Below are 24199 nucleotides of genomic sequence, written 5' to 3' on the forward strand. Positions count from 1 at the left end.
AAATAAAAAAGGCTCCCCCTGGGAGCCTTTTTTATTTTTCGGGCAAGACTTCCAAAAATGCGTCAGCCTGACGGGATAGCTGATGCGCTCCTTTATGAACGACGTACATTTTGTAACGAATCTTTTTGCCTAACTCCTCAAGCTGCGGGATCACTTTGACCTTAGAATGATAATCCAAAATGAACTCGGGGATAAAGCCTACGCCTAAACCCATTTGTGCCATTGAAACAATCGCTTCCCAGCTTTCGACCTCTACGCCAATGGCAGGCTCGCTGTGGAACCTCTTTTTGTAAACCTGGCGTAACTCTTCAACACCGGGGCTTTCGCGCGTGACCAGGAACTCTGGCTTTTTAAAAGACGCTTTGATTTCTGCACTGGTAATGCAGGCAAAACTTCCTTCCCTCAGGAGCTTTCTTTCTAGTCCCGCAAAGTGACCATCATCAATGACGATACCCAGTTCCGCGCGACCGCTTTTTACTTCACCTACGATAAATGCGACGTCCCCGATCGTCACGTGCAGTTGAATCTTCGGGTAACGTGTTTTTAAATCCTTCAATAGGGAGGGCAGAAGAAATTGCGCCACCGTGGAAGAAGTGGCAAGCGTGACTCTTCCCGCGACTTCACTATTGAGGCTTTGAATCTGATCTTTAAGAAAATCGATTTGCTTAAAAATGCTTTCTGAATTTTCTACAAGGTATTCGCCTTCTTTTGTGAGTTTGAAAGAATTGCGGCTGTGGATGAGAAGATCGCACCCCAAGGACTCTTCAAGCTTGCGAATTGCCTGGCTAATTGCGGACTGGCTGACATTATGAGCTTTCGCTGAAGCGCCCAAGCCGCCAGCTTTTGCCGCTGATATAAAGTATTTTAAATGGTTTAAATTCAATTCCATAGATTAAGTATTACTTAATATTATATTGAATTTAATGAATTTTACTTATTAGTCTAGTCGCGTTAGCTTCCGCGCCAACAGGAGATCTTATGAAATCTTTGATGGCTGTAATCACTCTTTTTTCAGTAAATGCTTTTGCTTCTTATCCCCAATGTTCAATCAATGGCACGATCGTAGACCTTCTTCCAGAAGTTCATCCGCGTGCCGACATCGCCAGCTATGTGTTTGAAGGCGCGGTTTCTGGTGGCCACGTTCGTATTGCTGAAGTTGATGGAAATTATTTTCTATCTATTAGAAAAGACGGACAGTCCGTATTGGTTCAAGGCGAAAATATTAACAACTCATTTGTAATTGCTAATACCGAATTCGCTATTCAGTGCCCATAATCAGGTGATCCCGTGGCTACCGAATCCTTTTCGCTCTGTCATGATACTCTCAACAGTCTCTTTCGAGAAAAAGGTCTGTCGCAAACAGCGGTAGCCGAAAAACTGCATATCTCCACAAAGACGGTTCAGCGCTGGTCAAACCGCACTGCTCGAAGAATTCGCTCTGAGCTGCTGACCAATCTTGCCGCGCTCCTCGAAGTTCCTACTGAACAGCTTATTAAAAATAGCGAAAGCTTTAAGATGCGCCCTCACAACCCTTTGCTTGAGGAGCTTTTACAAGATTCGTATTTGCAATTCGTTCGGGTTACCGACAGCTGGAGCAGCTACTTAAGAATGTTACGTTCATTTCAAAGTGAAGAACTTCCCAGCTCGCAAGCTTTAGGTCTTTTTTTGCAGATGGGTGCCGCAACTCTTCATGTCGGACAAATGCGGGCTAGCCGCTTCTATTTACAAAAAGCCCACGACCTTGCGGTGACTTTGAATGACCCACGGGCTCTGACAAAATGCTATATTTTGTCTGCCTTCCGAGAAGAACAGGCGGGCAGCTTAAGTGTCGCACTTTTACATCTCGAAAAAGCTCAAGGTTTTTTAAAATCCACGAATTCATTGTCTTTAGAGGCCGACTTTCATTTTTGTTATGGCCGGATCCATGCCCATCTTCGCAACTTTCACATGGCTAAAACGGCTTTTCGCAAATGCCTCTTGATCGCTGTAAAAAATAAATTCATGGCTCGCGCAGCCGTGACGTATTTAGAGCTGGCTCATTTGCAGTTTAAATTTGGCTTTTATAAACAATCTTACCTGTCATTTCAGCGTACGTTGAAATATGCACAGAAGAGCGGATGGGCGCACGGGATTTCCGTTGCAAAAGTCGGTTTGAATCTTGTTCAAAGTATTAAAACGAAGTCCCACTTTCCACAGCTCACAAAAAATTTGATGTTCGCCAATACGAAAGTTGACGTACGACTTGAAGACCTTTTGTTTCAAGGTGCCGTATTAAATGGTGACATGGAAAGTGCTAATAAGATGGCATTAGCACGTATTAAAAAATCCCGCACAACACCTTTGCATTTTGCTTACGCAATCTTAGATGCCCAAGTTCTTGCAGAAAAGAATCCATCGAATTATTCTTTCAGGGAAAGTCTGCTGTCTAAAGCCCGGGATACACTGAAAAGAAATGGGATCCCCGCTAATTAATCTTGAGGATAAAACGGTATATCGACAATGGCTCTCAGACCGTACTTGGAAGTGATAGCCGTGACGATGTTGCGAATGCTCGTAATAGTTTTTCCGTTTTTACCGATGAGTCGGGCCATATTCTGCTGACAGCAGTCCACTTTGAAAGTGGTGGTTCTATCACCGGGAATCACTGTCACTGTCATTTCTTCGGGAACATCGGCATTGAGTTTTAGTAAACCCTCTATAAGATCGCGGCATTGATTGATCACGCCTTCTTTCGAGGGGTTTTCGAGCCTCCAGGGATCGCGGCTTTGACGTTTGATAACAAGTGGTTTTTCTGATGAAGACATAGTTAAGCTCCTGATCCCATTCAAAAGTGAAATCTAGGGAGCAACAATCTTCAGTTCAAGAGACTGGCCTAAATAGTAATGCAGTCCTGTATGTCCGTTATTACTGACAGTTATTATATTCTTCGAAATATCTCTGGCAGATTGAGTATTGTGAATTGCAATCGTTAATATCCGAGGATGTGTACTGAGCTGTAGGACATTGGCGAGGAGCACCTCGTTTTACGTTCGCAACAAAAGTTCCTTCTGCCATTGGTTCGATGTTACGGCTGTAGATTCGGTAGCGAATCGTGTTCACTCCCGCTTCCAACAAAGGCTTTTGAAAGATCGTTGAAATCCAAAGATTGAAAGCCTCTTTGCTTTTGCCGCGGTATCCGTCGTACTCTGCAGTCTTTGAACGAGACGAGCCGTCAGCATGAGTCGCCACCAACTCAACACGATCCGTGCGAGAATCTTGAGGACCTACGAAATGATCATAAGCCGCTGGGTTTAAAGCCATGTCACGGCAAGTATAGATAGCAGAGCCGCTTCCGTTAAAACCACTGCAGATAACTTTGACTGTGCCAGAGATGGCCGTCGCCGATAATTCATTTCCGTGAGAAAAGCCCACGAATTCAGCCGACGCCATGGATGAGAATAATAGAATTGAAGCAATCACCTTCAACATGAAAGGCCCCCTCTGCCTGCCACATCTTGTAGTGGGCGTAGAGTAGGGCCTCTAATTTTCAGAAGCAATAACTAGCGCGTCAAGGCCTTCAGAGTACCCCATGCCTTAAGATAGCTAAATGCCTGATATGCCTGATAATCTCGCTTAAATAATGCTTCGCGCGGAGAAAGCTTTTCTTCCTTCTTAGAACCCACATCTTTCCACCAAGCAAGGGCGCCTTCTTCAGTTCCTTGTTTTGTGTCAAGTTTCTCTGCGGCTTTTTCGCGGTCGCCTTTTAAGTGCCCAGCGATGTCACCTTCGCGAGTTGTTTGCGATTTTACGACGGCTTTAGAGAATGCTTCGGGATCCACGTCATCAATCTCGATATCAGGATGGATTCCTTCTGCTTGGATCGAAACGCCACTTGGAGTGTAGTAACGAGCCACCGTTAATTTCAAACCACTGCCATCACCTAATTTAATAACAGACTGAACAGAGCCCTTTCCGAAAGTTCTTTGACCAACAATCAAGGCACGTTTGTTATCTTGAAGCGCGCCGGAAACGATTTCACTAGCACTTGCCGTGTACTCATTGACTAAAATCACAACGGGGAAGTTCGTGTACTGACCACGACGAGTCGCCACCGCAACTTCTTTGTCATTTTTGTTGCGACCAATGGTGCTTACGATAGTTCCTTCTTTTAAGAACATATCGCTGACTTTCACCGCTTGATCCAACAATCCACCCGGATTTCTACGTAAATCAATCAGAAGTCCCGCGGTATTACCGTTATTTTCTTTCATGTGTTTTTCAATCGCTTTTTGTAAATCCTTCGCCGTATTTTCTATAAAGCTTGTGATTTTCACGTAAGCAAATCCATCGCCCAAGTCCGTGTATTTCACAGATTTGATTTTTACACTTCCACGAGTCACCGTGATATCGCGAGGTTTTTCTTCACCTTCACGCACGACACGAAGAATGACTTTGCTACCACGTTTTCCACGCATCAATTGCGAGGCTTCAACTAAGCTGACACCTTTCGTGCTATGTCCATCGACTGCAATCACTTTATCTCCGGCTTTGATTCCGGCTTCCCACGCAGGCGCATCTTCAATTGGAGAGATGATAGTTAAGACACCATTTTGAATGGAAATTTCAATTCCCAGTCCGCCAAACTCGCCGCTTGTCTCAGTTTCAAAATCTTTAAAGATGTCAGGAGACATGAAGTTCGTGTGAGGATCAAGTTCACGCAACATCCCTTTAATAGCCCCATAGACTAATTTTTTAGTGTCTACCGGCTCTACGTAATATTGCTGAATAAGATTTAAAACTTTCGAAAAGTTTTGCAAATCCGCATAACGCTCTTGAGCGAATGCGCGAACCTGAAAACCCGTTTCAGCCATAATAAAAATTGTTAATAAAAGAACGAATCCGAGGATGTAGGTTTTCCAGTAACGTTTAATCGATTGCATAGTGTTTTAGAGTCCTTTCATCCACTGCTGCGGGTCGTAGGGTTCGGAAAAATGTCTAATTTCAAAATATAAACCAGGGTTGCTTTCGCGAGTCGGCTCACCCACCTGGGCAATGACCTGCGACTGGGTGATCTCATCACCGACGCCAACTTTTACTTCTTCAGCGTGAGAATAAACGGTGTAGTAGTGATCGCCGTGATCCACAATCAATGTCGTGCCAAATCCGGGCAGTTCACCGACATAAGAAATACGACCTTCAAAAACAGATTTGATCGGACTTCCTTTAGCTGCGGAAATGAAAATTCCCTTATGAGAAATAGTATAGGGATGATCCTCCCCTTTCATAAGTCCAAATTTCCGAGTAACTACACCTGGAAGTGGCTGAGGCAAGGCGCCTTTTTGATCTGCGAAAGAGGGTTTAAACAGAAGGTCAAAAAGTCCGGCGTCTTCAATATTGTACTGCAAAGATTTTTCACGAAGACCGTTGATCTTGTTGATCGCGAATAGTTTGCTTTTGCGAATGCCATCAAGAAGTTTGCCTTTAAGCTCTTGTTCTTTGCGAAATTGCTTTTCTTGCGCGACGATTTTGTTTTCAACAGACTTAAGGCTTTCCAAACGTTGCGCTAACATTTTCTTTTTATTTTGCAGTTCTTTAAGATCGCGTCCGTAGTTCTTTATAAGATCTAGATCGCGGGCCGCTACAATCCCTAAGATCTTAAGATTTCTTTCCAAAGATGCTGAACTATTTGATGAAAACAGAAAACGTGCGACCGAAGGGCCGCCTAGTTTATAGATCGCTCTTAACCTTTCGGCGAGGAGTGCTTTCTGCGATTTTGAGCGTTGATCCAACTCATCGACTTTTTGAGAGAGGTTTTTAATATTGACCTCTAAGAAAGCGCGCTGTTGAGACAGATCCCCTTTTTCGATAACGATCTTTTTGATTTTCTTATTGAGCTGATAAAGCGCGGAAAGGACTTGGCGCTGCTTAAGTTCTGCGTCCTCAAGTTTCTTTTTCTGAGTTTCAAAGTCTTTAGCAATAGAATCCGCCTCCGTCGACGCCACCGCCGTGGTTGCCATCGCCGCCGAAAGGATTATTGCTAAGAACAGTTGAAAGAGCTTCAAACCTACACCCGACTTCCTGCATATCCGTCGTTAAGGCGACGAACGCAAAGATAGGAAGCCAGCGCACCTAAGAAAGTGCCCCCGACGACAAAAAGGAAAAGGGCCGGGTAACTGATGAAGTGAATGTGTTCACCTAGCTGTAAGAAACTAAGTTTGGTAACCAAAAAGCCTTTAAGACCCGTGTATAATAAAAGACAGAAAACCAGGCCAAATATAGAGGAGCTAAATCCTAAGATAGCCCCTTCCACCATAAAAGGTTTGCGAATCATTCCCGCCGTTGCACCGATCATTTCTAAGACGACGATTTCATCTTTTCGACTTTGAATCGAAGCACGAATCGCATTGGAGATCACAAACAGAGCCGCAGCCAAAATCACGAACCCTAGTAAAGATAAAGTCGTTTCAATCGTTGTGACAAGAGACGCGTATTTTTCAACCCAATCTTGACCGTAGCTAACTTCATCAACTCCCTCTAGCCCTTTGACTTCGGCTGCGAGCGACTTGAGGACCTGCATCTGATCCGATGTACTGACGTTAGGTGCTAAACTGACTTGAAGACTTGCCGGAATCAATTTCAAAAGCTCTTCATCTTGAGAAATGTCCGGAGCGTAGCTTGCCATTTGCGCACGAAAATCATTCAAAGCTTTTTCTTGATTTACCAAGTGAATGGCACCGACTTTACCAGTCTCTTTGAGTTTGTTTTCGATAAACTGACGACCCTGATCCGAAAGGTCTTGTGAAAGATAAACCGTCATTTGCACGTCTTCCCCCCACAACGTCAGAATATTTCTGAAGTTTTGAGAGATAAGAAGACCTGACCCCATAACAGCGAAGCAGGCTGTCACAACAATCAGTGTAGAAATTTTTAGAGCCCAATTTTTTTGTGGAGATCTCATTTCTTGTCTCCCACAATCATTCCGTCGCGAAGTTCCAAGGTGCGTTTGTTGCGACGTTTTACCATTTCATGGTCGTGAGTAGCGACAAAGACTGTCGTGCCTTGAGCACAGACTCTCTCAAGAAGATCCATAATTTCTTCACTGAGTCTCGGATCTAAATTCCCTGTCGGCTCATCGGCGATAAGAACACCTGGCTGATGAATGATGGCGCGGGCGATCGCCGTGCGCTGCTGCTCACCACCTGAAACAAAATCCGGATACTGATCATGTTTGTGGGCTAATCCCACTTGCTCTAAAACTTCAGATACACGACGAGTAATGGCTGGGGTCTTGTCGCCACGGACCACTAAAGGAAGTGCTACGTTTTCAAAAATAGTTTTGTCTTTAAGAAGTTTAAAATCTTGAAAGACCACGCCGATCTTTCTTCGAAATAAAGGAATTTGACCTTCTTTGATTGAAACTAGGTCATGGCCCGCCACTTTAACATCACCGGATGTCGCAACATCGTATGCAGAAATCATTTTAAAAAGAGTTGTTTTACCCGCACCACTCGGACCGGTAAGAAAAACGAATTCACCTTTGTCGATGCGCAAATCGACATTCTTTAAAGCGTGAACCGGGCCGGGATAAGTCTTGTAAACATGAGAGAATTCAATCATCCCTCTATCTTATGAAAGAGTGACTGGGATGAATACTCGCCGGAAGTCGAGGTTTTGTACCTAATTGAAACTTTTCGCCGGATTAAGGCATTCCTCCAGCCATCAAAGTATCAATAATCGTCGAGTGTTGACGACGCAGAGCCAGTTTTATGGCCTCTTCACTTTGGTTGGAACCCGTACGCAGAACGGAATCATAAGGTGTTTTGATAGTTTTCATCACAGCGCCATTACAGAAAATACGGCTCACTAGAAAAGGATTCTGTAAACCCCAGTCTTCTGTTTGCACATGATATTTTTGTCCACGCACGGTGATGTCGGAATTAAAACCTTTTTGCACTTCAACAAACCTCGGCAAAGAAGCTATCAGAAATTCTTCGCGTACTCATCAAATTTTTCTTGGTGTCATTGTGAATTGAAACTAAAGTTAAGTCTAAATCGAAGGGAATTTACAATGAATGCAGTACGTTTCACGCTTACAAGTTTGGCATTTTTATTTTCTGTTTCTGTGATGGCACAAGAAAACCCGCCACCACCTTGGAAAGGCGAAGCAGAGGCTGGTGCGATTGTCGTCAGCGGTAACAACGATTCTGAAAGCTACAACGCGAAAGCAAAAACAGAATACACCGTAGATAAAAATCTTTATGCCGCTTTTGGTCGATACCTGAAAACAAATTCTTTAGGTGTTGAAAGCGCCCGCAACTGGGAAATCGGCGTTCGTTTTGAGCACCAATTGACGGACTACCTCAGTCTTTACGTGGGACAAAAATCAGAAAGTGATATCTTTAACGGTTACTTGCAAAGGGACTCAACAGACGCCGGTCTTAAATACTTCCTTATCAAAGCCGACGAGATGACTTGGACATTTGAGGCCGGTTATCGTTACCAAAAAACTCTTCCAACTGTTGGTGGAGTCACACATGATAACCTGGGCCGCGCCTACACTGAATTCAATAAAGCCTTGGATAAAACTTTATCCTTTAAGTACTGGGTAGAATATCTACCGAACTTCACTGATTCAGATGCTTACTTGGCAAACACAGAAGCTTCTTTGAACATTATGTTAAATTCCATCTTCTCTTTGAAGTTGGCTTACCTACTACAATATCAAAATATGCCGCCAGCAGGTGGAAAGTACACAACGACAACAACGACAATGAACCTTGTCGCAAAATTCTAACCAAGGACTCGACAGATGTTTAAAGAGTTTAAAGCCTTTATCATGAGAGGAAACGTTCTGGATCTGGCGGTCGGTATTATTATCGGCGCCGCTTTCGGAAAGATCGTTTCATCGTTTGTTTCAGACATTCTGACTCCGGTGATTAGTATCGGCGCAGGAAAAGTGGATTTTTCAAATCTGTTCTTGGCCTTGAATGGTCAACAGTACGGCACTTTGGAAGAAGCGAAGAAAGCCGGCGTTGCCACTATCAACTATGGCTTATTCATGAACGTCGTTTTGGACTTTTTAATTGTCGCCTTTGCAATCTTTTTGATTGTTCGCGTGGCAAATCGTCTGAAAAAGGAAGACGCTCCACCACCGCCGAATAGTAAGGAATGTCCTGAGTGCCTTTCCAATATTCCACTTAAAGCCCGTAAGTGCTCACAATGTGGAAGCGCTCAAGCCGTCTAATATATAAGATAAGTTCTTCGGTGCTTTGTCAGATCCAATCTAATAAAGCGCCGCTCTAGCATCTCAATTTGAGACGTAAACCTTTTGTTCATCCCTGCCGATAATTGGTACTGGTATTGCACCACCTATTTTCATCGGGGAGGAATCAAATGAATAAGATTTCAAGCACAACAGACAGAACAGTTGTCAAAATCTTTATCAACATCATTGCCACCGCATCTTTGCTTTCCTCTGTAGCTTCGGCTCAGAATACTGGCAATGGAAATAACAACAATCAAAATAATAACAACTCTCAGGGGCAGCAACAGCAGCAACAAGTTCAAACTACAGGTTATCCATTCACTGCGCCTACTTATAATGAATGTCGCGATGCTCGTGATAAAATGGATAGAGCTGAAGAAAAAATTGGTGAAGCTTGTAAAAAAGCCGGCTTAGGGTCTGCTAAAGACTGTATTTCTAAAGCGAAGTCTTGTGGCGCATCTTCGGGCGAGGACTCTTTCGACACGACGGCGGCATTTGCAACTGTATTGGGACTTTCCTCTACTGCAGCATCAGGACTGCAAAATATCAGCAAAGCCTGTCCGCAAATGAATGGTCGCGACTACTTCACTGAAAAAAATAACATCCAAAAAGAGATCAAAGACACAGAAAAAGAGCTGGCAGAACTCAACGACGATAAGGCTCAGATCCAAGAAGACTATCAAAAAGAGATGGATAAAATCCAAGAGACTTTAACTAAAGCTCAAGAAGACTATAAATCCAAATCACTTGAAATTGACTCTAAAGAGCGTGAGCGTATTGCGGAGTTTAATAACAGCCAAAACCAAGCTAAAGAAGAGATGCGCAAAAAGGGTGCGGATATTCTGAAGTTGCGTGGTCAGGTCACTCAATCACAACGCGACAAAGCTCTGAAACTCATCGCAATGACAGATGCTTCCGGCAAACGCGCGTGTATGAAGGCCGTGACTGAAGCTAAGAAATCCTATGAAAGTGTTTCTGCTAGCACGAGCTCAAACCACATCGCTCAGGCTAAAAAGAAACGTCAAGAGTTGATCAACATCTATAACGACTGTATGGATGCTTTTGATCAACAACGTATCGCTTTGAACGAGTCCAAGAAGCAAGAACAAGACGAATTGAATCGTCAGATCGCCGATCTTCAATCATCGTATGATGAAATTCAGAACAGCTTGAACCTGGCTTCTTCGCAACTTGAAGAAATGAAACAGTCTTCATTAAAAGAAAAATCAGACGCCCTACAAAGTGTGATTGATTTGGGTACTCGCTCTCAAACTCAAATGCAGACGGCTTATACAAAAATGCAAGAGAACCTAAAAACTCTCGCTTCGAAACAAGCCAGTCTGACTGCGGCACTGAATCGTGCAAATCAATCTTTGATGACATTAGGCCCTGCTCCTAAGCGTAGCGCCGAGGACACTGCGGATGAGGCATCAAGCGAGATTTCATCACAGATCAACATTATTTCGAGCATCCAAAGAAACTTCCCGTCCTGCACGAATGAAGTTGCGACCTCAAAAGAAAAGTTGAAAAGCTTGGGTGTGAAGTAACCCGTCTTCTGACTAGTCTAGTATCCCTAGACCCTTACGGGTCACACTGTTAGAATGGGGGCTTATTAAAGGAGCCCCCACTCGTGTTAAAAAAGATCGCCCTGTTTATTGTCGCGCTTGGCCTCATCGGAATTCTTAGCGCCTACCTTATTGTTAAATCCGTTCAATCCGGTCTTCCACAACTGATTACTGTCAAAGACTATCAACCTCTTTTGGTAAGCCAAGTTTATGATCGCCACGGAAAAAAGATTGGCGAGTTCTTTCGCGAAAGAAGAACACTTATCCCTTACGATAAGATTCCTAAACATGTCGTGAACTCCTTTCTGGCAGCGGAAGACGATCAATTCTTTGAACACAAAGGGATCAATCCTCAAGCCATCTTCCGTGCTGCTTTAGCCAATCTACGTGCAGGCCGTTCCGTTCAAGGGGGATCGACGATCACACAGCAGGTTGCTAAAACACTTCTTTTAACGGACGAGAAAACTTTAACTCGTAAAGTTCGTGACATCTTACTGGCGATCGAGATGGAAAAGAACTTAAGCAAAGAAGACATTCTGTTCCTTTATTTGAACCAAATTTATTTCGGGCAAGGTGCTTACGGAATTGAACAAGCAGCCCAGACATACTTCCATAAACCCGCGAGTAAACTGACTTTATCTGAAACTGCTATTCTTGCAGGCTTACCTAAAGCACCGAGTGCTTATAGCCCGGTTCGCAACCCGGTGCGCGCGAAAGAGCGTCAGATTTACGTGCTTCGCCGTATGGCTGAAGTGGGTTACGTGAAAAAAGAAGAATCTGAAGCGGCCATCAAAGAACCCGTGAAAGTTTTCGTTCGCGAAAACTACGAAGAATACGCGCCGTTCTTCTTAGAAACTGTTCGTCAGCTTTTAGTGGTTCAGCTAGGTGAAGACATGGTTCTTGATAAGGGCCTTCGTATTCACACAAGCTTAGATCTAGAAAAACAATTGGCAGCTCAAGAATCAGTTCTTGCGGGCCTAAAGGGTTTAGATAAACGCCAAGGTTACCGCGGACCGATTAAAAACATCACTGATGCTGAAGATGTTGAAGAGTTCTTAAAAGAAACTCAGAAAAAATTAATTTCCGACTTCACTCCTGAAAGAACTATTCTGCCGGACGGAAAATTTGCAGACATCGTTCCACCTAAAGATACGAAAGAAGGAATTCTTCCAGCGTACATCAAAGTGAAAGACACTGTGCAAGGTGTAGTTCAAGAAGTAAATGATGACACCGGTTTGGTGACGGTGAAGCTGCCTGAAGGCCAGGGTCTTATTGATATTGACTCGATGACTTGGGCTCGTAAGCCTGACACGGAAGTTCGCTATGATTTAGGCGCAATTAAAAAGCCGTCACAGGCTTTGAATAAAGGTGACGTGATCTTGGTCAAAGTTGTTGCCGAAAAATTCTCTTCAAACCGTTTAGCGAATGCGAAGAAAAAACCAACAGCAGCCCTTCCTGATTTCAATAAGTTTGTTGCGTTAGAGTTAGATCAAGAGCCCCTAGTAGAAGGCGCATTGATTTCTTTTGACCAGGATTCACAAGATGTGGTCGCGATGGTCGGCGGCTCTAGTTTTGCAAAAAGTGAATTCAACCGTGCAATTCAAGCTCCTCGTCAGACAGGCTCGGCGTTTAAAGCCATCGTCTATGCCTCGGCTTTAGAAAAAGGCTACACACCTGCAACTCCGATCATGGATGCGCCAATCGTTTATGAAGAAGGTGGCGCGGCGGATGATTCAGAGGGACAAGGTGATCCAAAAGTCTGGAAACCTTCCAACCACTCGAAAAGTTTCGGTGGCGATATCATGTTCCGCAATGCCTTGGTGAAATCATTGAACATCCCGACGGTGAAAATCATTGAAGACGTTGGTGTTCCCTGGGCCATGGATTATGCCAAACGCTTGGGAATCTATTCTCCACTGAATCCAGACTTCACGTTGGCACTGGGTTCAAGCAGCGTGACTTTATATGAAATGACAAAAGTATTTGCTGAGTTCGGTCGCCTTGGAAAAAGAATTTCTCCGCTGTTGATTCACAAGGTGGAAGACGCTCAAGGTAAATCATTGTTAAACACAATGAGCCTGGACACTCGTTTCGAAAAAGAAATCAAAGCAATCAACGACGAATTTGAAACTCGTCGCAAGGCTTATATGGAGATCGTGAACGATCCAGCCAAAGTCGAAGAGCTTAAAAAGAAAGATCCTAAGCACGCGAAACTAGATGAAAGTATCTTCTTCCAAGATGCAGATCAGCTAATTCGCCCCACAACTGCTTACGTGATGACGACACTTTTGAAGGGTGTCGTTGAAGATGCTGGTGGTACAGGTGGAAGAGCTCGCGCTGTCGGTCGTGAGGTTGCGGGAAAAACGGGATCGACAAACAACTACTATGACGCGTGGTTTATCGGCTACAGCCCACAAATCGCAACAGGGGTTTGGGTGGGTTTTGACAAAGAAAAGAGTATTGGTAAAGGCGAGGTCGGTGGACGTGCGGCGTTACCTATATGGGTAGATTACATGAAAGCCGCTCATGAGGGACTTCCTCAGATGACTTTCCCGGTTCCTGAAGGTATCGTATTTGCTAATATCGATGCTGATACTGGAAAACTGGCTTCAGCTTCTACTAAAAAAATTATTCGTCAGGCGTTTGTTGAAGGAACCGAACCAACTCTTTCTTCCAGCAAAGCAGAAGAAGCAACAGACTTTTACAAACAGGATCTCTCTGAATGAAAGATATTCACCTCTGGGGGGTGAAACAAAACAATCTAAAAAACATTGAGGTTAAAATTCCTGTCGGATCTATGACAGTGATTTGTGGACCCAGTGGTTCAGGAAAGTCTTCGCTTGCCTTCGAGACTCTTTTTGCCGAAGGCCAGCGCCGCTTCATCGAAAGTATGTCGAATTATGCTCGACAGTTTTTGAATAAAGCCCCAAAGCCTGACATCGAAGGCATTAGCAATATTCCGCCAGCTATTTCGATTGAACAAAAAAACACGGTGAAGAGTTCGCGATCTACTGTAGGTACAACAACAGAGATCATCGACTATCTGCGCCTGCTTTATGAAAAAATCGGAAAATCTTACTGCCCGACTCATCACTGCCCGACTGAAAAAGAAAGTGTGACAGAAGCCACGGCGAAAACGATCAAAGAGTTTTCCGGCAAGCGCGGTTACATTTTAGTCGAGATCAGTGAAGATGGACGTGTTGCTGAAGGCAAGAAGCTTCATTCTCTTCTTTTGCAAGATGGTTACTTGCGTATCTATATTCCGAAAGGAACAGATACAAAACCCGCTCCTGAAAAAGCGGCGACAAAAAAATCTGCCAAAAAAGCTTCTAAACGCGCGACACCTGAATTCGTGCCGGCGGCTCCCGTTGTTCCCAGTGGGTTGACTCACGAAGAAATGGGCACGGTCGTCGAAATTGGTGATGCGGCGGCCATAAAAAAAGGTCTGCCGAAAGAAACTTTCTATCTTGTTATTGATCGTATGAGCTTTAACGAAGATGAACGTGGGCGTATCGCGGACTCTTTAACTCAAGCTTACGAAGCAAGTATTAAGTACAATACGACAAACATCACTCGTCGTGCGACAATCTTGACCACTGAAGGTCAACGCTTGCAAGTGAGCGAAGAATCTTCTTGTCCTGTTTGTGGATACACTCCACCGCCGTTAAGCTCTCGTCTTTTTAGTTTTAATTCGCCGATTGGGGCGTGCCCGACTTGTAAAGGTTTTGGGAACACGCTGGATATCGATGAAGGCAAAGTCATTCCGAACCCCAATATGAGTTTGGCACAAGGGGCTTTGAGTCCTTTCTGGATGCCTAGTGCCGCGCATGAAAAGAAACAGCTTCTTAGCTACTGTAAAAAAGCGAAGATCGATGTTCACACTCCGTGGAAGGATCTTCCCAAAGCGCAACGCGATACTATCTGGAATGGGAATAAAGAATTCTTCGGCGTGCGTGGACTTTTTGAGTACTTAGATCAGATTAAATATAAAATGCATGTGCGCGTTTTCATTTCGCGCTTCCGCAGTCCTTTCTTGTGTCCTACATGCAAAGGGGCACGCCTTCGTCCTGAAGCGAATAACGTTTTAGTGGCGAATGCAAATATCAACGATCTTTCAACAATGACGATTGAAGACCTTCATCAGTTTTTCCAAAAACTGGAAGTGTCGGCTCATCATCAGGAGCTTGCGGGCGAAGTCTTAAAACAAATTCGCTCCCGTCTTGAATTCCTGATGCGAGTGGGAGTTCACTATCTTTCGTTAAGTCGTGAAACTAGAACTCTTTCTGGTGGTGAATACCAACGTTTGATTTTAGCGAATCAATTAGGCATGGGATTGTCGCAAGCCTTGTATGTCCTGGATGAACCGACTGTAGGCCTTCACCCTAGAGATAACGATCGTTTGATTTCTATTCTTAAAGATCTGAAAGAACTTGGTAATACATTGGTGATCGTTGAACACGATCACGATGTTATTAAATCCAGCGAGCATATTATTGAAATGGGACCTGGCTCTGGTTACCTTGGTGGCGAAGTCGTTTACTCTGGGGCGACAGAAGCCTTCTATGACTTTGATAAGTCGGTCACCGTTCCTTATCTAAAACCGGATAAAAATAAAGCTCCACTTCGCGTGTCTCGACCTGTGGATGTTGATTCCTACAAAGTGAAGCTCGAACTAAAAGGGGCCAAAGGTCACAACCTAAAAAATCTAGATGTGACGATTCCGCTCAATCGTCTGGTCACAGTCACTGGCGTCAGTGGATCTGGTAAATCGACCTTAGTAACGAAGACACTTTACCCTGCATTGGCGCGCGCTTTGGATTTAGAATATCTTCCGGCGCAAGAGTACGCAGGTCTTGAGGGCACAGAGCATATTAAGAACGTGCTTTTGATTGATCAATCTCCGATTGGTAAATCAGCGCGCAGCTCGCCGATCACTTATCTTAAAGCTTTTGATGCCATTCGTACAATCATGGCTGGCACGCAAGAAGCGCAAGCTCGTGGATACACTCCTGGAACATTCAGTTTGAACGTTGATGGAGGACGCTGTCCTGCTTGTAAAGGCACGGGTTATGAAGAGATCGATATGATGTTCATGGATAACGTTGTTATTCCGTGCGATGTCTGCGATAGCAAAAAATACCGCCCTGAAATTCTAGAAATTCAGTACAAAAATAAGAATATTCACGAAATCCTTTCAATGACTGTGAGTGAAGCTATGAATTTCTTCGTGGCTCACCCGAACATTCGTAAGCCTTTGAGTGTCCTTAAGGAAGTGGGCTTGGATTACCTTCAATTGGGCCAGCCAGCGAACTCATTAAGTGGTGGGGAATCTCAGCGCTTGAAAGTTGCTAAAGAGCTTTCTCAGGTGAATCAGAAGGCAACGCTCTACATTCTAGATGAGCCGACAACAGGGCTGCATTTCCGTGAAGTCGACCTTTTGATGAAGGTTCTAAGCAAACTCATTGAAACTGGCGGCAGTGTCGTCGTGGTTGAGCATAATTTGGATGTTATTCGTGGTTCTGATTATGTCATTGACCTGGGGCCTGAAGCGGGTAAAAAAGGCGGAAACATAGTGGCTGTGGGGTCTCCTGAGGACATCATGAAGACCAAAAAAAGTCTGACCGGCCAGTATTTAAAGCGCTATTTAGAAGACCAAAAAGGTCCTTAAAGTTGGAATAAGATGTTACCTGAGATTAAGAAGTTAGTTGCCGAGCTGAAACCGTACAAAAAAACAATCGCCATCGTGGCCATCACAGGGATTGCGTACGCATTAGCGGCTGCTAAGTTTGCCTTCCTCACAAAGTCTTTGTTCGATGCTCTTTCTGGCTCAAAACATGATGAGATCATGAACTTAGTTCCCCTAGCGTTGGGACTTGCCTTAGTCATGGCCGTGGGTCGTTACTATCATATTTACCTTATGAATTACGTTGCTGAGTGCGTGGTGCAAAACATCCGTCAAAAGCTTCAGCAAAAATTCATGAGCTTAAATCTATCTTTCCATAATAACTATCATGCTGGTTCTGGTGGCTTGATCAGCCGTATATTGAATGACATCCGCACTATTCAGGATGGCTTGCGTGTTGTTGCCGATATCTTCTTGCATCCTCTTTTATTGATCGCACTTATTACGAATCTTTTCCGCATCGACTGGAAGCTGACGTTGGGAACGATGATAGCGGTCCCTTTCATTGCGGCGATTTTGAAATCGATCTCTCGCAGTATGAGAAAATATATTCCACAGGAAAGAGACGCTTTGGAATATATGACTTCGACAATCAAGGAAAGCTTGGATGGAGTTCGCATCATTCAATCTTTCAACCTTGAAAAAGATATGGCCAAACGCCTTATCGATGATTCCAATAAGTACTTGGACATTCGCAAGACTATTTACAAACGCCAGGAAGCTGCGGGTCCAGCAACTGAATTTATCGCGACGATTATTCTTTTAAGCGTTCTGCTTTACACAAGCTTTGAAGTAGCCGCAGGAAGAGCAACGCCGGGTACATTCATCGGATTCTTAACTTCATTGTTGATGATCAATCAGCCGATCAAGCGTGTGCAAGAGGCTTACGTTCGTATTCAAGAGGTTACAATCTCTGTACAGCGTATCTTCTCTATTATCGAAGATCCTTCTGAAGTTCCACAAAGCCCGTTGAATAAGCCTTTTCCGAAGAACTGGAAAAAAATCACTTACCGCAATGTCAGCTTCTCTTACGGTAAAGATATGATTCTTAAGAACATCAATCTTGAGATCAATCGCGGTGAAGTTGTCGCTCTGGTTGGCGCTAGCGGAAGCGGTAAATCCACGATCGTGAACTTGCTTGAACGCTTCTTTGATGCGACTTCAGGTGAAATTCTGATCGACGATATTAATATCTTGGATTTGAACCTAAAAGACTTGCGTCGTAACGTGGCCCTTGTCACTCAAGATGTATTTCTATTCAGTGACACGATCGAAAAGAATATCTGGGCGGGTGATTACAATAGAAACCGCGCCGATGTTCTAGCGATGGCAAAATTGGCTAACGCCCACGACTTCATTATGAAGATGCCTCAAGGTTATGAAAGCCGTGTTGGCGATCGAGGCAACCTTCTTTCTGGCGGCGAAAAGCAGCGTATTAGTATTGCTCGTGCCATGTTTAAAGATGCTCCGTTGCTGATCTTGGATGAAGCTACCAGTGCTCTAGACACTGCAAGCGAGATCGAAGTGCAAAAAGGTTTAGATCATTTGATGGAAGGCCGTACAGCCCTTGTGATCGCTCACCGTCTATCGACTATCCAAAAAGCTGACAAGATCGTCGTTTTGAAGAACGGTGAGATCGTCGAAGTTGGAAATCATACTCATCTTCTAGGCCAGCAGGGCGAATACTTCCGTTTTCACAGCCTTCAACACACCTAAATCTCACTCTGAGACACGCAATCTGGCCTTTTGCCAGATTCGCACTCATTTTAGACAGTCCCACCTAAAGTTCGTCTACTTTCTTGACGATAAAAGATTTGACACTTTTTTCGTCACTGAACTGAAAGGAACGGATTTATGATTAATTGGGATGAGTTTGAACATATACATGTGATCAACAAGCTCAAACAGATTCTCAGCGCATGGTGGAACATTGACGTTGTCTTCACTGACGAGCGCGGTGCTTTGAAAGGTTATGACTCTGATAAAGTCACTTTCAACAATCCTGCTATCACAGCTCTTGTTAAGAAAGAAGCGGGTCAAGCTAGCATTGCTGAGCTAGTAACAAAATCTTTGGATGATCTTCGCACTTCACAAAATCGCTACAGCCTTCGCAAGTGGGACATGGTGGGTTTCGACACGGGTGTATTCCCGATCATGATCGACAATGACTGTGTAGGTACGGTTGTTGCGATGGGCTTCTTCCGCGACTCTAACTACACGGCTCGTTTGTCTGAGATTCGTGACCGCTTAGCGGCTTTCGGCTTGTCCGGCGAAGTTATCGAAAAATGTTTGGGCAAATTGAAATTCTTGGACGATCAAGAACGCGCACACTTCAGCGAGCTCTGTGAACTGGTGGCTCAAGAGATCGTGACTCTTCACTTAGAGATTTCTTCTCGTGAAGATCGCATCAAAGAATTGAATAAAGAACTTGGCAATCGCTTTAAATACGACAACATGATTGGTAAATCGAAACCAATGCAATCACTGTATGCTCTTTTGGATAAAATCAAAGGCGCAGATTCTACAGTGCTAGTACAAGGTGAAAACGGTACGGGTAAAGAGTTGATTGCAAAATCAATCCACTACAACTCAAACCGCAAAGACAAACCTTTCATCATCCAAAACTGTTCTGCATTCAATGACAACCTTTTAGAATCCGAACTTTTCGGTCACGTTAAAGGATCGTTCACGGGCGCTCTTAAAGATAAAAAAGGTCTTTTCGAGATGGCTGACAAAGGAACATTCTTCCTGGACGAGATCGGTGATACGTCTCCACAAATGCAAGTGAAGCTTCTTCGCGTATTGCAAGAAGGTACATTCACTCCGGTGGGTGCGACTGAACAAAGAAAAGTCGACGTGCGTATCGTTGCGGCGACAAACCGTAACTTAAAAGAGATGGTTGAACAAGGCACTTTCCGTGAAGACTTGTACTATCGCTTGAACGTTATCAACATCCGCGTTCCGCCTCTTCGTGAAAGAAAAGAAGACATTCCATTCCTAGTGGACTTCTTCTTGGGTAAGATCCACGATCAACAAGGTGGACCAAAACGTCAGATCACGAAACGTGCTTTGGAAAAATTGTATGATTATCCATGGCCAGGTAACGTGCGTGAATTGCAAAATGAAATCGAAAGACTTTGTGTTCTTTCCGGCGACGAAACAAAATTGATGGCAGAATTGCTTTCTCCAAAAGTTTTGGAAGCTGGCGAAAAGAACAAAGTTCAAGGTTCTCGTCTGCAAGGTAAATTGAAGGATGCGTTGGAAGATCTAGAGCGCGAAATGATCCGTGAAGGTCTTCGCCGCACAGGTTGGAATAAATCCAAACTTGCCAAAGAATTGGGTATCAGCCGCGCGGGTCTTATCATGAAAGTTGAAAAATACGGTCTTGATAAACGTAAGCTTGCTCGCTAATTCTTGAAATTCTAAATGAATCAAAAAGGGCTCTACTAAAAACAGAGCCCTTTTTCTTTTCTGAAACAACAGTGACACTCCCCGCACCCACCCTAAATATTTTACTGGTATGATCGAAACTTAGCGGGTTTTAAGACCTCTTTTTGCCGCCATTTTTTTAATCAGCTTTATAGCTTAAGTCCATGAAATTACGGGTAAATCACCTAAGCGCCAAAACTTGGCACTAGTCTTGTATTAATGGGTTTTGAGTGTAAGGGGTACGTGGGTATGCAGAACTCAACATTGGATAGCTCATTCGTAAATCGATTGAAGCAAATTCTCGCCAGCCGCTATGGGAAGGGTTTACAGGTTCGTCAGTTGATGGATCTGGCAGAGCTTAGTGCGGAAGATGTGTTCACGCGGGGGCGTGATCTTCACATTCCGATTCGTGTGAACGGATCTATCTTAGGAACGGCCGTTGTTCCTTCCGCCGATGATCTCAACGCAGAAAAACGCCAAGGGGTGGCGCAATTAGTGCGTATGGTTTTAGAGCCAGCCATGTACAAATGGTACCTCGATCAAAAAGAGTCGAATCTTTTAGAGCTGAGCAAAGCCAACCTGACTTTGGATAACGTGGCTTTGTTTGGCGAAGATCCTTTACCATCTATTGATGAAATCTTAAGTGATACTGAATTGGACCTCAACGAAGGTCTAGCTACGGAACTGATTTCTCAGCTTATCCATCTTGAAGGTCGTTCTGAAAACACCAATAAGAAAGTCGCTCTTCAACTTCACGAAATCACGGGCCGCTGGGCCTTTGTTCCTTTCAACGATATCAAGGGGCAGCTGCACTCTGCGCAAGACATTGCGAAAATGGGTGCGATGACAATCTTTGTGGAGAATGTTGAGAAGCTAAATGCGGCTGAACAAGAACTCTTGATGGATTACATCGCCGAAGAGCGCTCTTCAGAAGAGCCTCTAATAATTACGAGTTCCGCTGTAAGTTTGGACGAGCTGACTCGCTCTGATTTGGCCTCAGATCTTGTCGATGAACTTTCTGTGAACTGTTTTGAAGTGGACCGTGCTCCTCTGACGACTCAGGGTCTTAAGGAAGTCCTGGAACTCTTTTTTATGAAAGATTCCACGATCGACGCCTAAAAGTTTAGTTCTTGATAATCATCTGAGTGTCTGTGAGAATTTTTCTTATGGTCACTCATGATGAATACTTAGTTCCATTTCTTTCTCGCTCGCTGCAAAGCGATTCCTATAAAGTCTTCTCTTTAGCTGGAGATGCTTCCAACCGTCGCTATTACCGCGTGGTCTTGGACAATCAATCATGGGTTCTGATGCGCTGGGAACCTTTTCAGCCCGACAACTATCCGTTCTTAAGCGTTTTAAATCACTTTGCTAAAAACGGAGTTCACGTACCCCAGGTGGTTTCCATGTCCCCGGAAGAGGGGTTGGTTCTTCTGGAAGACCTCGGTGATTTGACTTTGGAAAGAAAGTTCTGGGAAAGCCAGCATCAAGAAGCTTCGATGGATTTTTATCAGATGGCCGTTGATGAGATCGTAAAGATTCATCACCCAGCCACTTTGAATAAATCGGACTGCACGGCTTTTAAAATCGAATTCAATACTGAAAAGTTCTTGTGGGAAATGAACTATGGTAAGGACAACCTTATCCATGGTGTTCTGAAGTTTTCATTCAACGAAAAGCTGCAAAAAGAAATCTCTGACATCTTTTTAGATGTCTGCACCCGCTTGGATAAAGAGCCTAAACGCATTGCTCATCGCGATTACCATTCTCGCAACCTGATGATTAAGCTGGATCAAATGAGCGTGATTGATTTCCAAGATGCACGCCTAGGTCCGATTCAGTATGACCTTGTCAGCCTGATGCGCGATTCTTATGTCGATATGAATGACGACATGGCGAATAAGCTAATTAATTACTACTTGGATCAATCGAAGCAGTATCTGCCAAAAGATTTTTCGCGCGAACATTTTGATCGCATCTATGAACTTCAATCGATTCAGCGTTGCTTCAAAGCTTGCGGAAGTTTCGCTAGCTTCTTCCACTTGCGCCAAGACCGTCGTTACTTGAAATATCTTTCGGGGACACTTCGTCGCGTGATAAAAGCTATCAATGAGTTCCCAGAGTACAAAACATTTGCGGATGTTTTGATTGATTCTGGCGCCTTAGAAAGAAAGTACGAATCACTATGAACGTGATGTTGCTCGCGGCTGGCGAAGGCACCCGTCTTCGTCCCTATACCACTATTTTGCCCAAGCCCGCGATTCCGTTTTTGACCATTCCCTTGGCGGCTCACTCGTTGGGTTTCCTACGAGAAATTAGTATTAATAAGCTCGTGGTGAATACTTACCACCTGCCAAAGAAAATCCACGAACTTTTCCACAGACTTCCACACAAAGCAGAAAGCCTGCATTTTTCGAACGAAGTCGGAGCCATTCTTGGCAGTGGTGGCGGATTGGGTAAAGCTCGCGATCACTTCAAAGGCGGCGGCGACTTTATTATGATGAATGCGGATGAAGTGATTCTTCCTCAAGATTCGGCCGTTCTTAATAAAGCCATTTCTTTGCATACACAATCGAAAGCCATCGCGACATTGATGGTGATGGACCATCCAGGGGTTGGAACACAGTTTGGTGGCGTCTGGACAGATGCTAACAACAACGTGTTAGGTTTTGGAAAACAACCTATTCCGGGAAGCGTGAAGGCTTGGCACTTTGTAGGTGTTCAAATTCTTTCTGAAGAAGTATTTTCGTTTATTCCATTAGAGGGTGAATCCAACATTCTTTATGATGCTTTGACCGTCGCTATTCAAAAGGGTCACGTCGTCAAAGCCTTTCCGTTTCAATGCAGTTGGTTTGAAACCGGAAATCCCGGGGACTTTCTGGAAGCCAGCCGAAAATGTTTTTCCTATTTGGCGGCGGCAGAAGATTCTTTTCAGAAAAAGGCGTTAACCGCAAACATTCAAGACTATGCTCCAAAACCGGTTCATGTGACTTCTGAATTTGGCGGACAAAGAGTCATTTCTGAAGGTGCAAAGATTGATATCTCTTCAAAGATTCAAGGTCTCTTCTGTATTGGCAGTGGAAGTTCCGTCGCTTCGGGTTGCCAGTTAGAGAACGTGATTGTAGGGGATGGTGTTCAGGTCAGCGCGGGAACTCAGATCGCAAATACTTTGTTGCTGGAAAGTATTTAAAATAAAAAAACGGTGCTTGTTCAGAGCACCGTTTTCTATTTTCGATTTTTTAATTACTTTTGCAGTGCCAATTCCGCATCCGTGAAGAAAGACTCTTGGCTTTCTTTCACTTTATATCTTCGAGTCATCATCAAGAAGATACTGTCAGCAGCGACACCGATCGGTTCACCGTTATAATTTTTCTGCATACCTGCAAGGCTTGATGGATCACGATCTAAAGCACCCCGGCCTGCACCATCATTACTCGCGTAAGCACCACCAGCCGTGCTGTCGTCTGTAGAATCTGAAGGACCGGAACCAGAGATACCTCCGCCGCCGCCTTCTTCAAACCCGTTCGCTGCTGTCTTTGAACCAAGTTTTAGTTTTTCCATTTTTTCTGCGGCTTTTTTCTCGATGGCTCCTGCGAGCGACATCAAACCATCAATCGCGCCTGGAGGAATCCCCGCGGCCGCCATTGATTCTTTGGAAGCGAAGTCAGAAAGTTTGTACGTCTTTCCGTTTACGGTCGCAGTTCCTTTTTTAGCATCTAAGACGCCCATGCTTTCAAGTTTCTTGATGTTATTTGCAACTGCAGCGGTGTGTGGGTCTTTAGCAGTTTCACCTAGATCACTTGGATCGTAAGTTCCACCGCCAGTATTTAGATCTCCGAGACCATCAGTATCAAAACCGGTTAAGCCTGCCATATTTGATGACTTACCGTGGGCTCCCCCTTGCTTCATAGAAAGAAGGCCCAACATCACTTCCATCACACCTTTTGCGACTAGGCCCCAACCCACTGGAGAAGAGCTATATCCCGCAGAAATATCCGCAGTTCCCATCGCGATAAACATCCCGCCTGTGAGGAAGGACATGGCCTTACCATCGCTATTTGAATCCTTTGTTTTATCGGCAGAATCATTGACGGAGGGCTGCCCGCCACCCGTTGTTTCAATACCGTTCGATGCTCCAGAGCCGGTTTTAGTTCCCGTTCCTGGTCCCTTTTGTGTTGCTGCCGACGGAGTTACAGTTGCTGCACCCCCGAATGCCACATTCGAAGAGAGCCCGACACTTAGTGCACAGATGTATTTTAAGAATGTTTTAGTCATTCGTGC

The 24199-nt window shown here is 44.4% G+C and carries 21 protein-coding genes; 12 read left to right on the top strand and 9 right to left on the bottom strand.

Annotated features, from left to right (window positions below; genetic code table 11):
- Window positions 1-31: 31 nt before the first annotated feature.
- Window positions 32-889 (bottom strand): LysR family transcriptional regulator, encoded by an 858-nt coding sequence (locus AZI87_RS06230; RefSeq protein WP_063205517.1) that lies wholly within the window; start codon window positions 887-889, stop codon window positions 32-34.
- A gap of 89 nt (window positions 890-978) precedes the next feature.
- Between AZI87_RS06230 and AZI87_RS06235 the strand changes: the two genes are divergently transcribed.
- Both AZI87_RS06235 and AZI87_RS06240 read left to right on the top strand, forming a co-directional pair.
- Complete coding sequence (locus AZI87_RS06235) at window positions 979-1275, top strand: hypothetical protein (RefSeq protein WP_063205518.1); 297 nt, start codon at window positions 979-981, stop codon at window positions 1273-1275.
- A 12-nt stretch (window positions 1276-1287) separates the two neighbouring features.
- Window positions 1288-2472, top strand: coding sequence for a helix-turn-helix domain-containing protein (locus AZI87_RS06240; protein WP_063205519.1), 1185 nt, complete (start codon window positions 1288-1290; stop codon window positions 2470-2472).
- Here the strand turns inward: AZI87_RS06240 and AZI87_RS06245 are convergent.
- The 7 genes from AZI87_RS06245 to AZI87_RS06275 all read right to left on the bottom strand — a co-directional run bounded on the left by AZI87_RS06245 (window position 2469) and on the right by AZI87_RS06275 (window position 7951).
- Window positions 2469-2804: a KH domain-containing protein gene (locus AZI87_RS06245; protein ID WP_063205520.1), complete on the bottom strand. Its 336-nt coding sequence runs from the start codon at window positions 2802-2804 to the stop codon at window positions 2469-2471. The two genes, AZI87_RS06240 and AZI87_RS06245, sit on opposite strands and share 4 nt — an antisense overlap.
- 100 nt (window positions 2805-2904) lie before the next feature.
- Entirely contained in the window at window positions 2905-3468 is a 564-nt protein-coding gene (locus tag AZI87_RS06250; protein WP_063205521.1) for a hypothetical protein, read from the bottom strand.
- 71 nt (window positions 3469-3539) lie between these two features.
- Window positions 3540-4919, bottom strand: coding sequence for a S41 family peptidase (locus AZI87_RS06255; RefSeq protein ID WP_063205522.1), 1380 nt, complete (start codon window positions 4917-4919; stop codon window positions 3540-3542).
- 6 nt (window positions 4920-4925) lie between these two features.
- The gene (locus AZI87_RS06260; protein ID WP_063205523.1) at window positions 4926-6041 is read right to left on the bottom strand and encodes a murein hydrolase activator EnvC family protein; all 1116 of its coding nucleotides are present in this window, start codon (window positions 6039-6041) and stop codon (window positions 4926-4928) included.
- 2 nt (window positions 6042-6043) lie between these two features.
- Window positions 6044-6937 (bottom strand): cell division protein FtsX, encoded by an 894-nt coding sequence (locus AZI87_RS06265; protein ID WP_063205524.1) that lies wholly within the window; start codon window positions 6935-6937, stop codon window positions 6044-6046.
- Window positions 6934-7596 (bottom strand): cell division ATP-binding protein FtsE, encoded by a 663-nt coding sequence (ftsE, locus tag AZI87_RS06270; protein ID WP_063205525.1) that lies wholly within the window; start codon window positions 7594-7596, stop codon window positions 6934-6936. The genes AZI87_RS06265 and ftsE overlap by 4 nt, the downstream gene beginning before the upstream one ends.
- A gap of 82 nt (window positions 7597-7678) precedes the next feature.
- Window positions 7679-7951 carry a hypothetical protein gene (locus AZI87_RS06275; RefSeq protein ID WP_063205526.1) on the bottom strand — a complete coding sequence of 91 codons (273 nt, stop codon included), beginning with the start codon at window positions 7949-7951 and terminating at the stop codon, window positions 7679-7681.
- A gap of 96 nt (window positions 7952-8047) precedes the next feature.
- Between AZI87_RS06275 and AZI87_RS06280 the strand changes: the two genes are divergently transcribed.
- The 10 genes from AZI87_RS06280 (at window position 8048) to AZI87_RS06325 (ending at window position 23108) form a co-directional block, all read left to right on the top strand.
- Window positions 8048-8773: a DUF481 domain-containing protein gene (locus AZI87_RS06280; protein ID WP_253696507.1), complete on the top strand. Its 726-nt coding sequence runs from the start codon at window positions 8048-8050 to the stop codon at window positions 8771-8773.
- Between the two features lie 15 nt (window positions 8774-8788).
- Window positions 8789-9223: a large conductance mechanosensitive channel protein MscL gene (gene mscL, locus AZI87_RS06285; RefSeq protein ID WP_063205527.1), complete on the top strand. Its 435-nt coding sequence runs from the start codon at window positions 8789-8791 to the stop codon at window positions 9221-9223.
- Between the two features lie 149 nt (window positions 9224-9372).
- Window positions 9373-10791 (top strand): hypothetical protein, encoded by a 1419-nt coding sequence (locus AZI87_RS06290; protein ID WP_063205528.1) that lies wholly within the window; start codon window positions 9373-9375, stop codon window positions 10789-10791.
- An 83-nt stretch (window positions 10792-10874) separates the two neighbouring features.
- The gene (locus AZI87_RS06295; RefSeq protein ID WP_063205529.1) at window positions 10875-13535 is read left to right on the top strand and encodes a penicillin-binding protein 1A; all 2661 of its coding nucleotides are present in this window, start codon (window positions 10875-10877) and stop codon (window positions 13533-13535) included.
- Window positions 13532-16477: an excinuclease ABC subunit UvrA gene (gene uvrA, locus AZI87_RS06300; RefSeq protein ID WP_063205530.1), complete on the top strand. Its 2946-nt coding sequence runs from the start codon at window positions 13532-13534 to the stop codon at window positions 16475-16477. Before AZI87_RS06295 ends, uvrA begins: the two co-directional genes overlap by 4 nt.
- A 12-nt stretch (window positions 16478-16489) precedes the next feature.
- Window positions 16490-18208 carry an ABC transporter ATP-binding protein gene (locus tag AZI87_RS06305; protein ID WP_063205531.1) on the top strand — a complete coding sequence of 573 codons (1719 nt, stop codon included), beginning with the start codon at window positions 16490-16492 and terminating at the stop codon, window positions 18206-18208.
- A gap of 138 nt (window positions 18209-18346) precedes the next feature.
- On the top strand, window positions 18347-19903 hold the full coding sequence (locus tag AZI87_RS06310; protein ID WP_063205532.1) for a sigma 54-interacting transcriptional regulator: 1557 nt from the start codon (window positions 18347-18349) through the stop codon (window positions 19901-19903).
- A 267-nt stretch (window positions 19904-20170) separates the two neighbouring features.
- Window positions 20171-21040 (top strand): hypothetical protein, encoded by an 870-nt coding sequence (locus tag AZI87_RS06315; RefSeq protein WP_063205533.1) that lies wholly within the window; start codon window positions 20171-20173, stop codon window positions 21038-21040.
- Window positions 21041-21072: 32 nt separating this feature from the next.
- On the top strand, window positions 21073-22107 hold the full coding sequence (locus AZI87_RS06320; RefSeq protein ID WP_253696514.1) for an aminoglycoside phosphotransferase family protein: 1035 nt from the start codon (window positions 21073-21075) through the stop codon (window positions 22105-22107).
- Window positions 22104-23108, top strand: a complete 1005-nt coding sequence (locus AZI87_RS06325; protein WP_063205535.1) for a sugar phosphate nucleotidyltransferase — start codon at window positions 22104-22106, stop codon at window positions 23106-23108. The genes AZI87_RS06320 and AZI87_RS06325 overlap by 4 nt, the downstream gene beginning before the upstream one ends.
- 53 nt (window positions 23109-23161) lie before the next feature.
- Here the strand turns inward: AZI87_RS06325 and AZI87_RS06330 are convergent, their stop codons facing one another.
- Window positions 23162-24193 carry a hypothetical protein gene (locus AZI87_RS06330; protein WP_063205536.1) on the bottom strand — a complete coding sequence of 344 codons (1032 nt, stop codon included), beginning with the start codon at window positions 24191-24193 and terminating at the stop codon, window positions 23162-23164.
- Window positions 24194-24199 lie beyond the last annotated feature (6 nt).

The sequence above is a fragment of the Bdellovibrio bacteriovorus genome (assembly GCF_001592745.1).
In the GTDB taxonomy this organism is placed as follows: Bacteria; Bdellovibrionota; Bdellovibrionia; order Bdellovibrionales; family Bdellovibrionaceae; genus Bdellovibrio; species Bdellovibrio bacteriovorus_B.

Excerpts from the sequence above, each read along its gene's own strand:
- AZI87_RS06230 (WP_063205517.1), bottom strand. The coding sequence starts at position 889 with ATGGAATTGAATTTAAACCATTTAAAATACTTTATATCAGCGGCAAAA.
- AZI87_RS06235 (WP_063205518.1), top strand. The coding sequence starts at position 979 with ATGAAATCTTTGATGGCTGTAATCACTCTTTTTTCAGTAAATGCTTTT.
- AZI87_RS06245 (WP_063205520.1), bottom strand. The coding sequence starts at position 2,804 with ATGTCTTCATCAGAAAAACCACTTGTTATCAAACGTCAAAGCCGCGAT.
- AZI87_RS06250 (WP_063205521.1), bottom strand. The coding sequence starts at position 3,468 with ATGTTGAAGGTGATTGCTTCAATTCTATTATTCTCATCCATGGCGTCG.
- AZI87_RS06255 (WP_063205522.1), bottom strand. The coding sequence starts at position 4,919 with ATGCAATCGATTAAACGTTACTGGAAAACCTACATCCTCGGATTCGTT.
- AZI87_RS06265 (WP_063205524.1), bottom strand. The coding sequence starts at position 6,937 with ATGAGATCTCCACAAAAAAATTGGGCTCTAAAAATTTCTACACTGATT.
- ftsE (WP_063205525.1), bottom strand. The coding sequence starts at position 7,596 with ATGATTGAATTCTCTCATGTTTACAAGACTTATCCCGGCCCGGTTCAC.
- AZI87_RS06280 (WP_253696507.1), top strand. The coding sequence starts at position 8,048 with ATGAATGCAGTACGTTTCACGCTTACAAGTTTGGCATTTTTATTTTCT.
- mscL (WP_063205527.1), top strand. The coding sequence starts at position 8,789 with ATGTTTAAAGAGTTTAAAGCCTTTATCATGAGAGGAAACGTTCTGGAT.
- AZI87_RS06290 (WP_063205528.1), top strand. The coding sequence starts at position 9,373 with ATGAATAAGATTTCAAGCACAACAGACAGAACAGTTGTCAAAATCTTT.
- uvrA (WP_063205530.1), top strand. The coding sequence starts at position 13,532 with ATGAAAGATATTCACCTCTGGGGGGTGAAACAAAACAATCTAAAAAAC.
- AZI87_RS06305 (WP_063205531.1), top strand. The coding sequence starts at position 16,490 with ATGTTACCTGAGATTAAGAAGTTAGTTGCCGAGCTGAAACCGTACAAA.
- AZI87_RS06310 (WP_063205532.1), top strand. The coding sequence starts at position 18,347 with ATGATTAATTGGGATGAGTTTGAACATATACATGTGATCAACAAGCTC.
- AZI87_RS06315 (WP_063205533.1), top strand. The coding sequence starts at position 20,171 with ATGCAGAACTCAACATTGGATAGCTCATTCGTAAATCGATTGAAGCAA.
- AZI87_RS06325 (WP_063205535.1), top strand. The coding sequence starts at position 22,104 with ATGAACGTGATGTTGCTCGCGGCTGGCGAAGGCACCCGTCTTCGTCCC.
- AZI87_RS06330 (WP_063205536.1), bottom strand. The coding sequence starts at position 24,193 with ATGACTAAAACATTCTTAAAATACATCTGTGCACTAAGTGTCGGGCTC.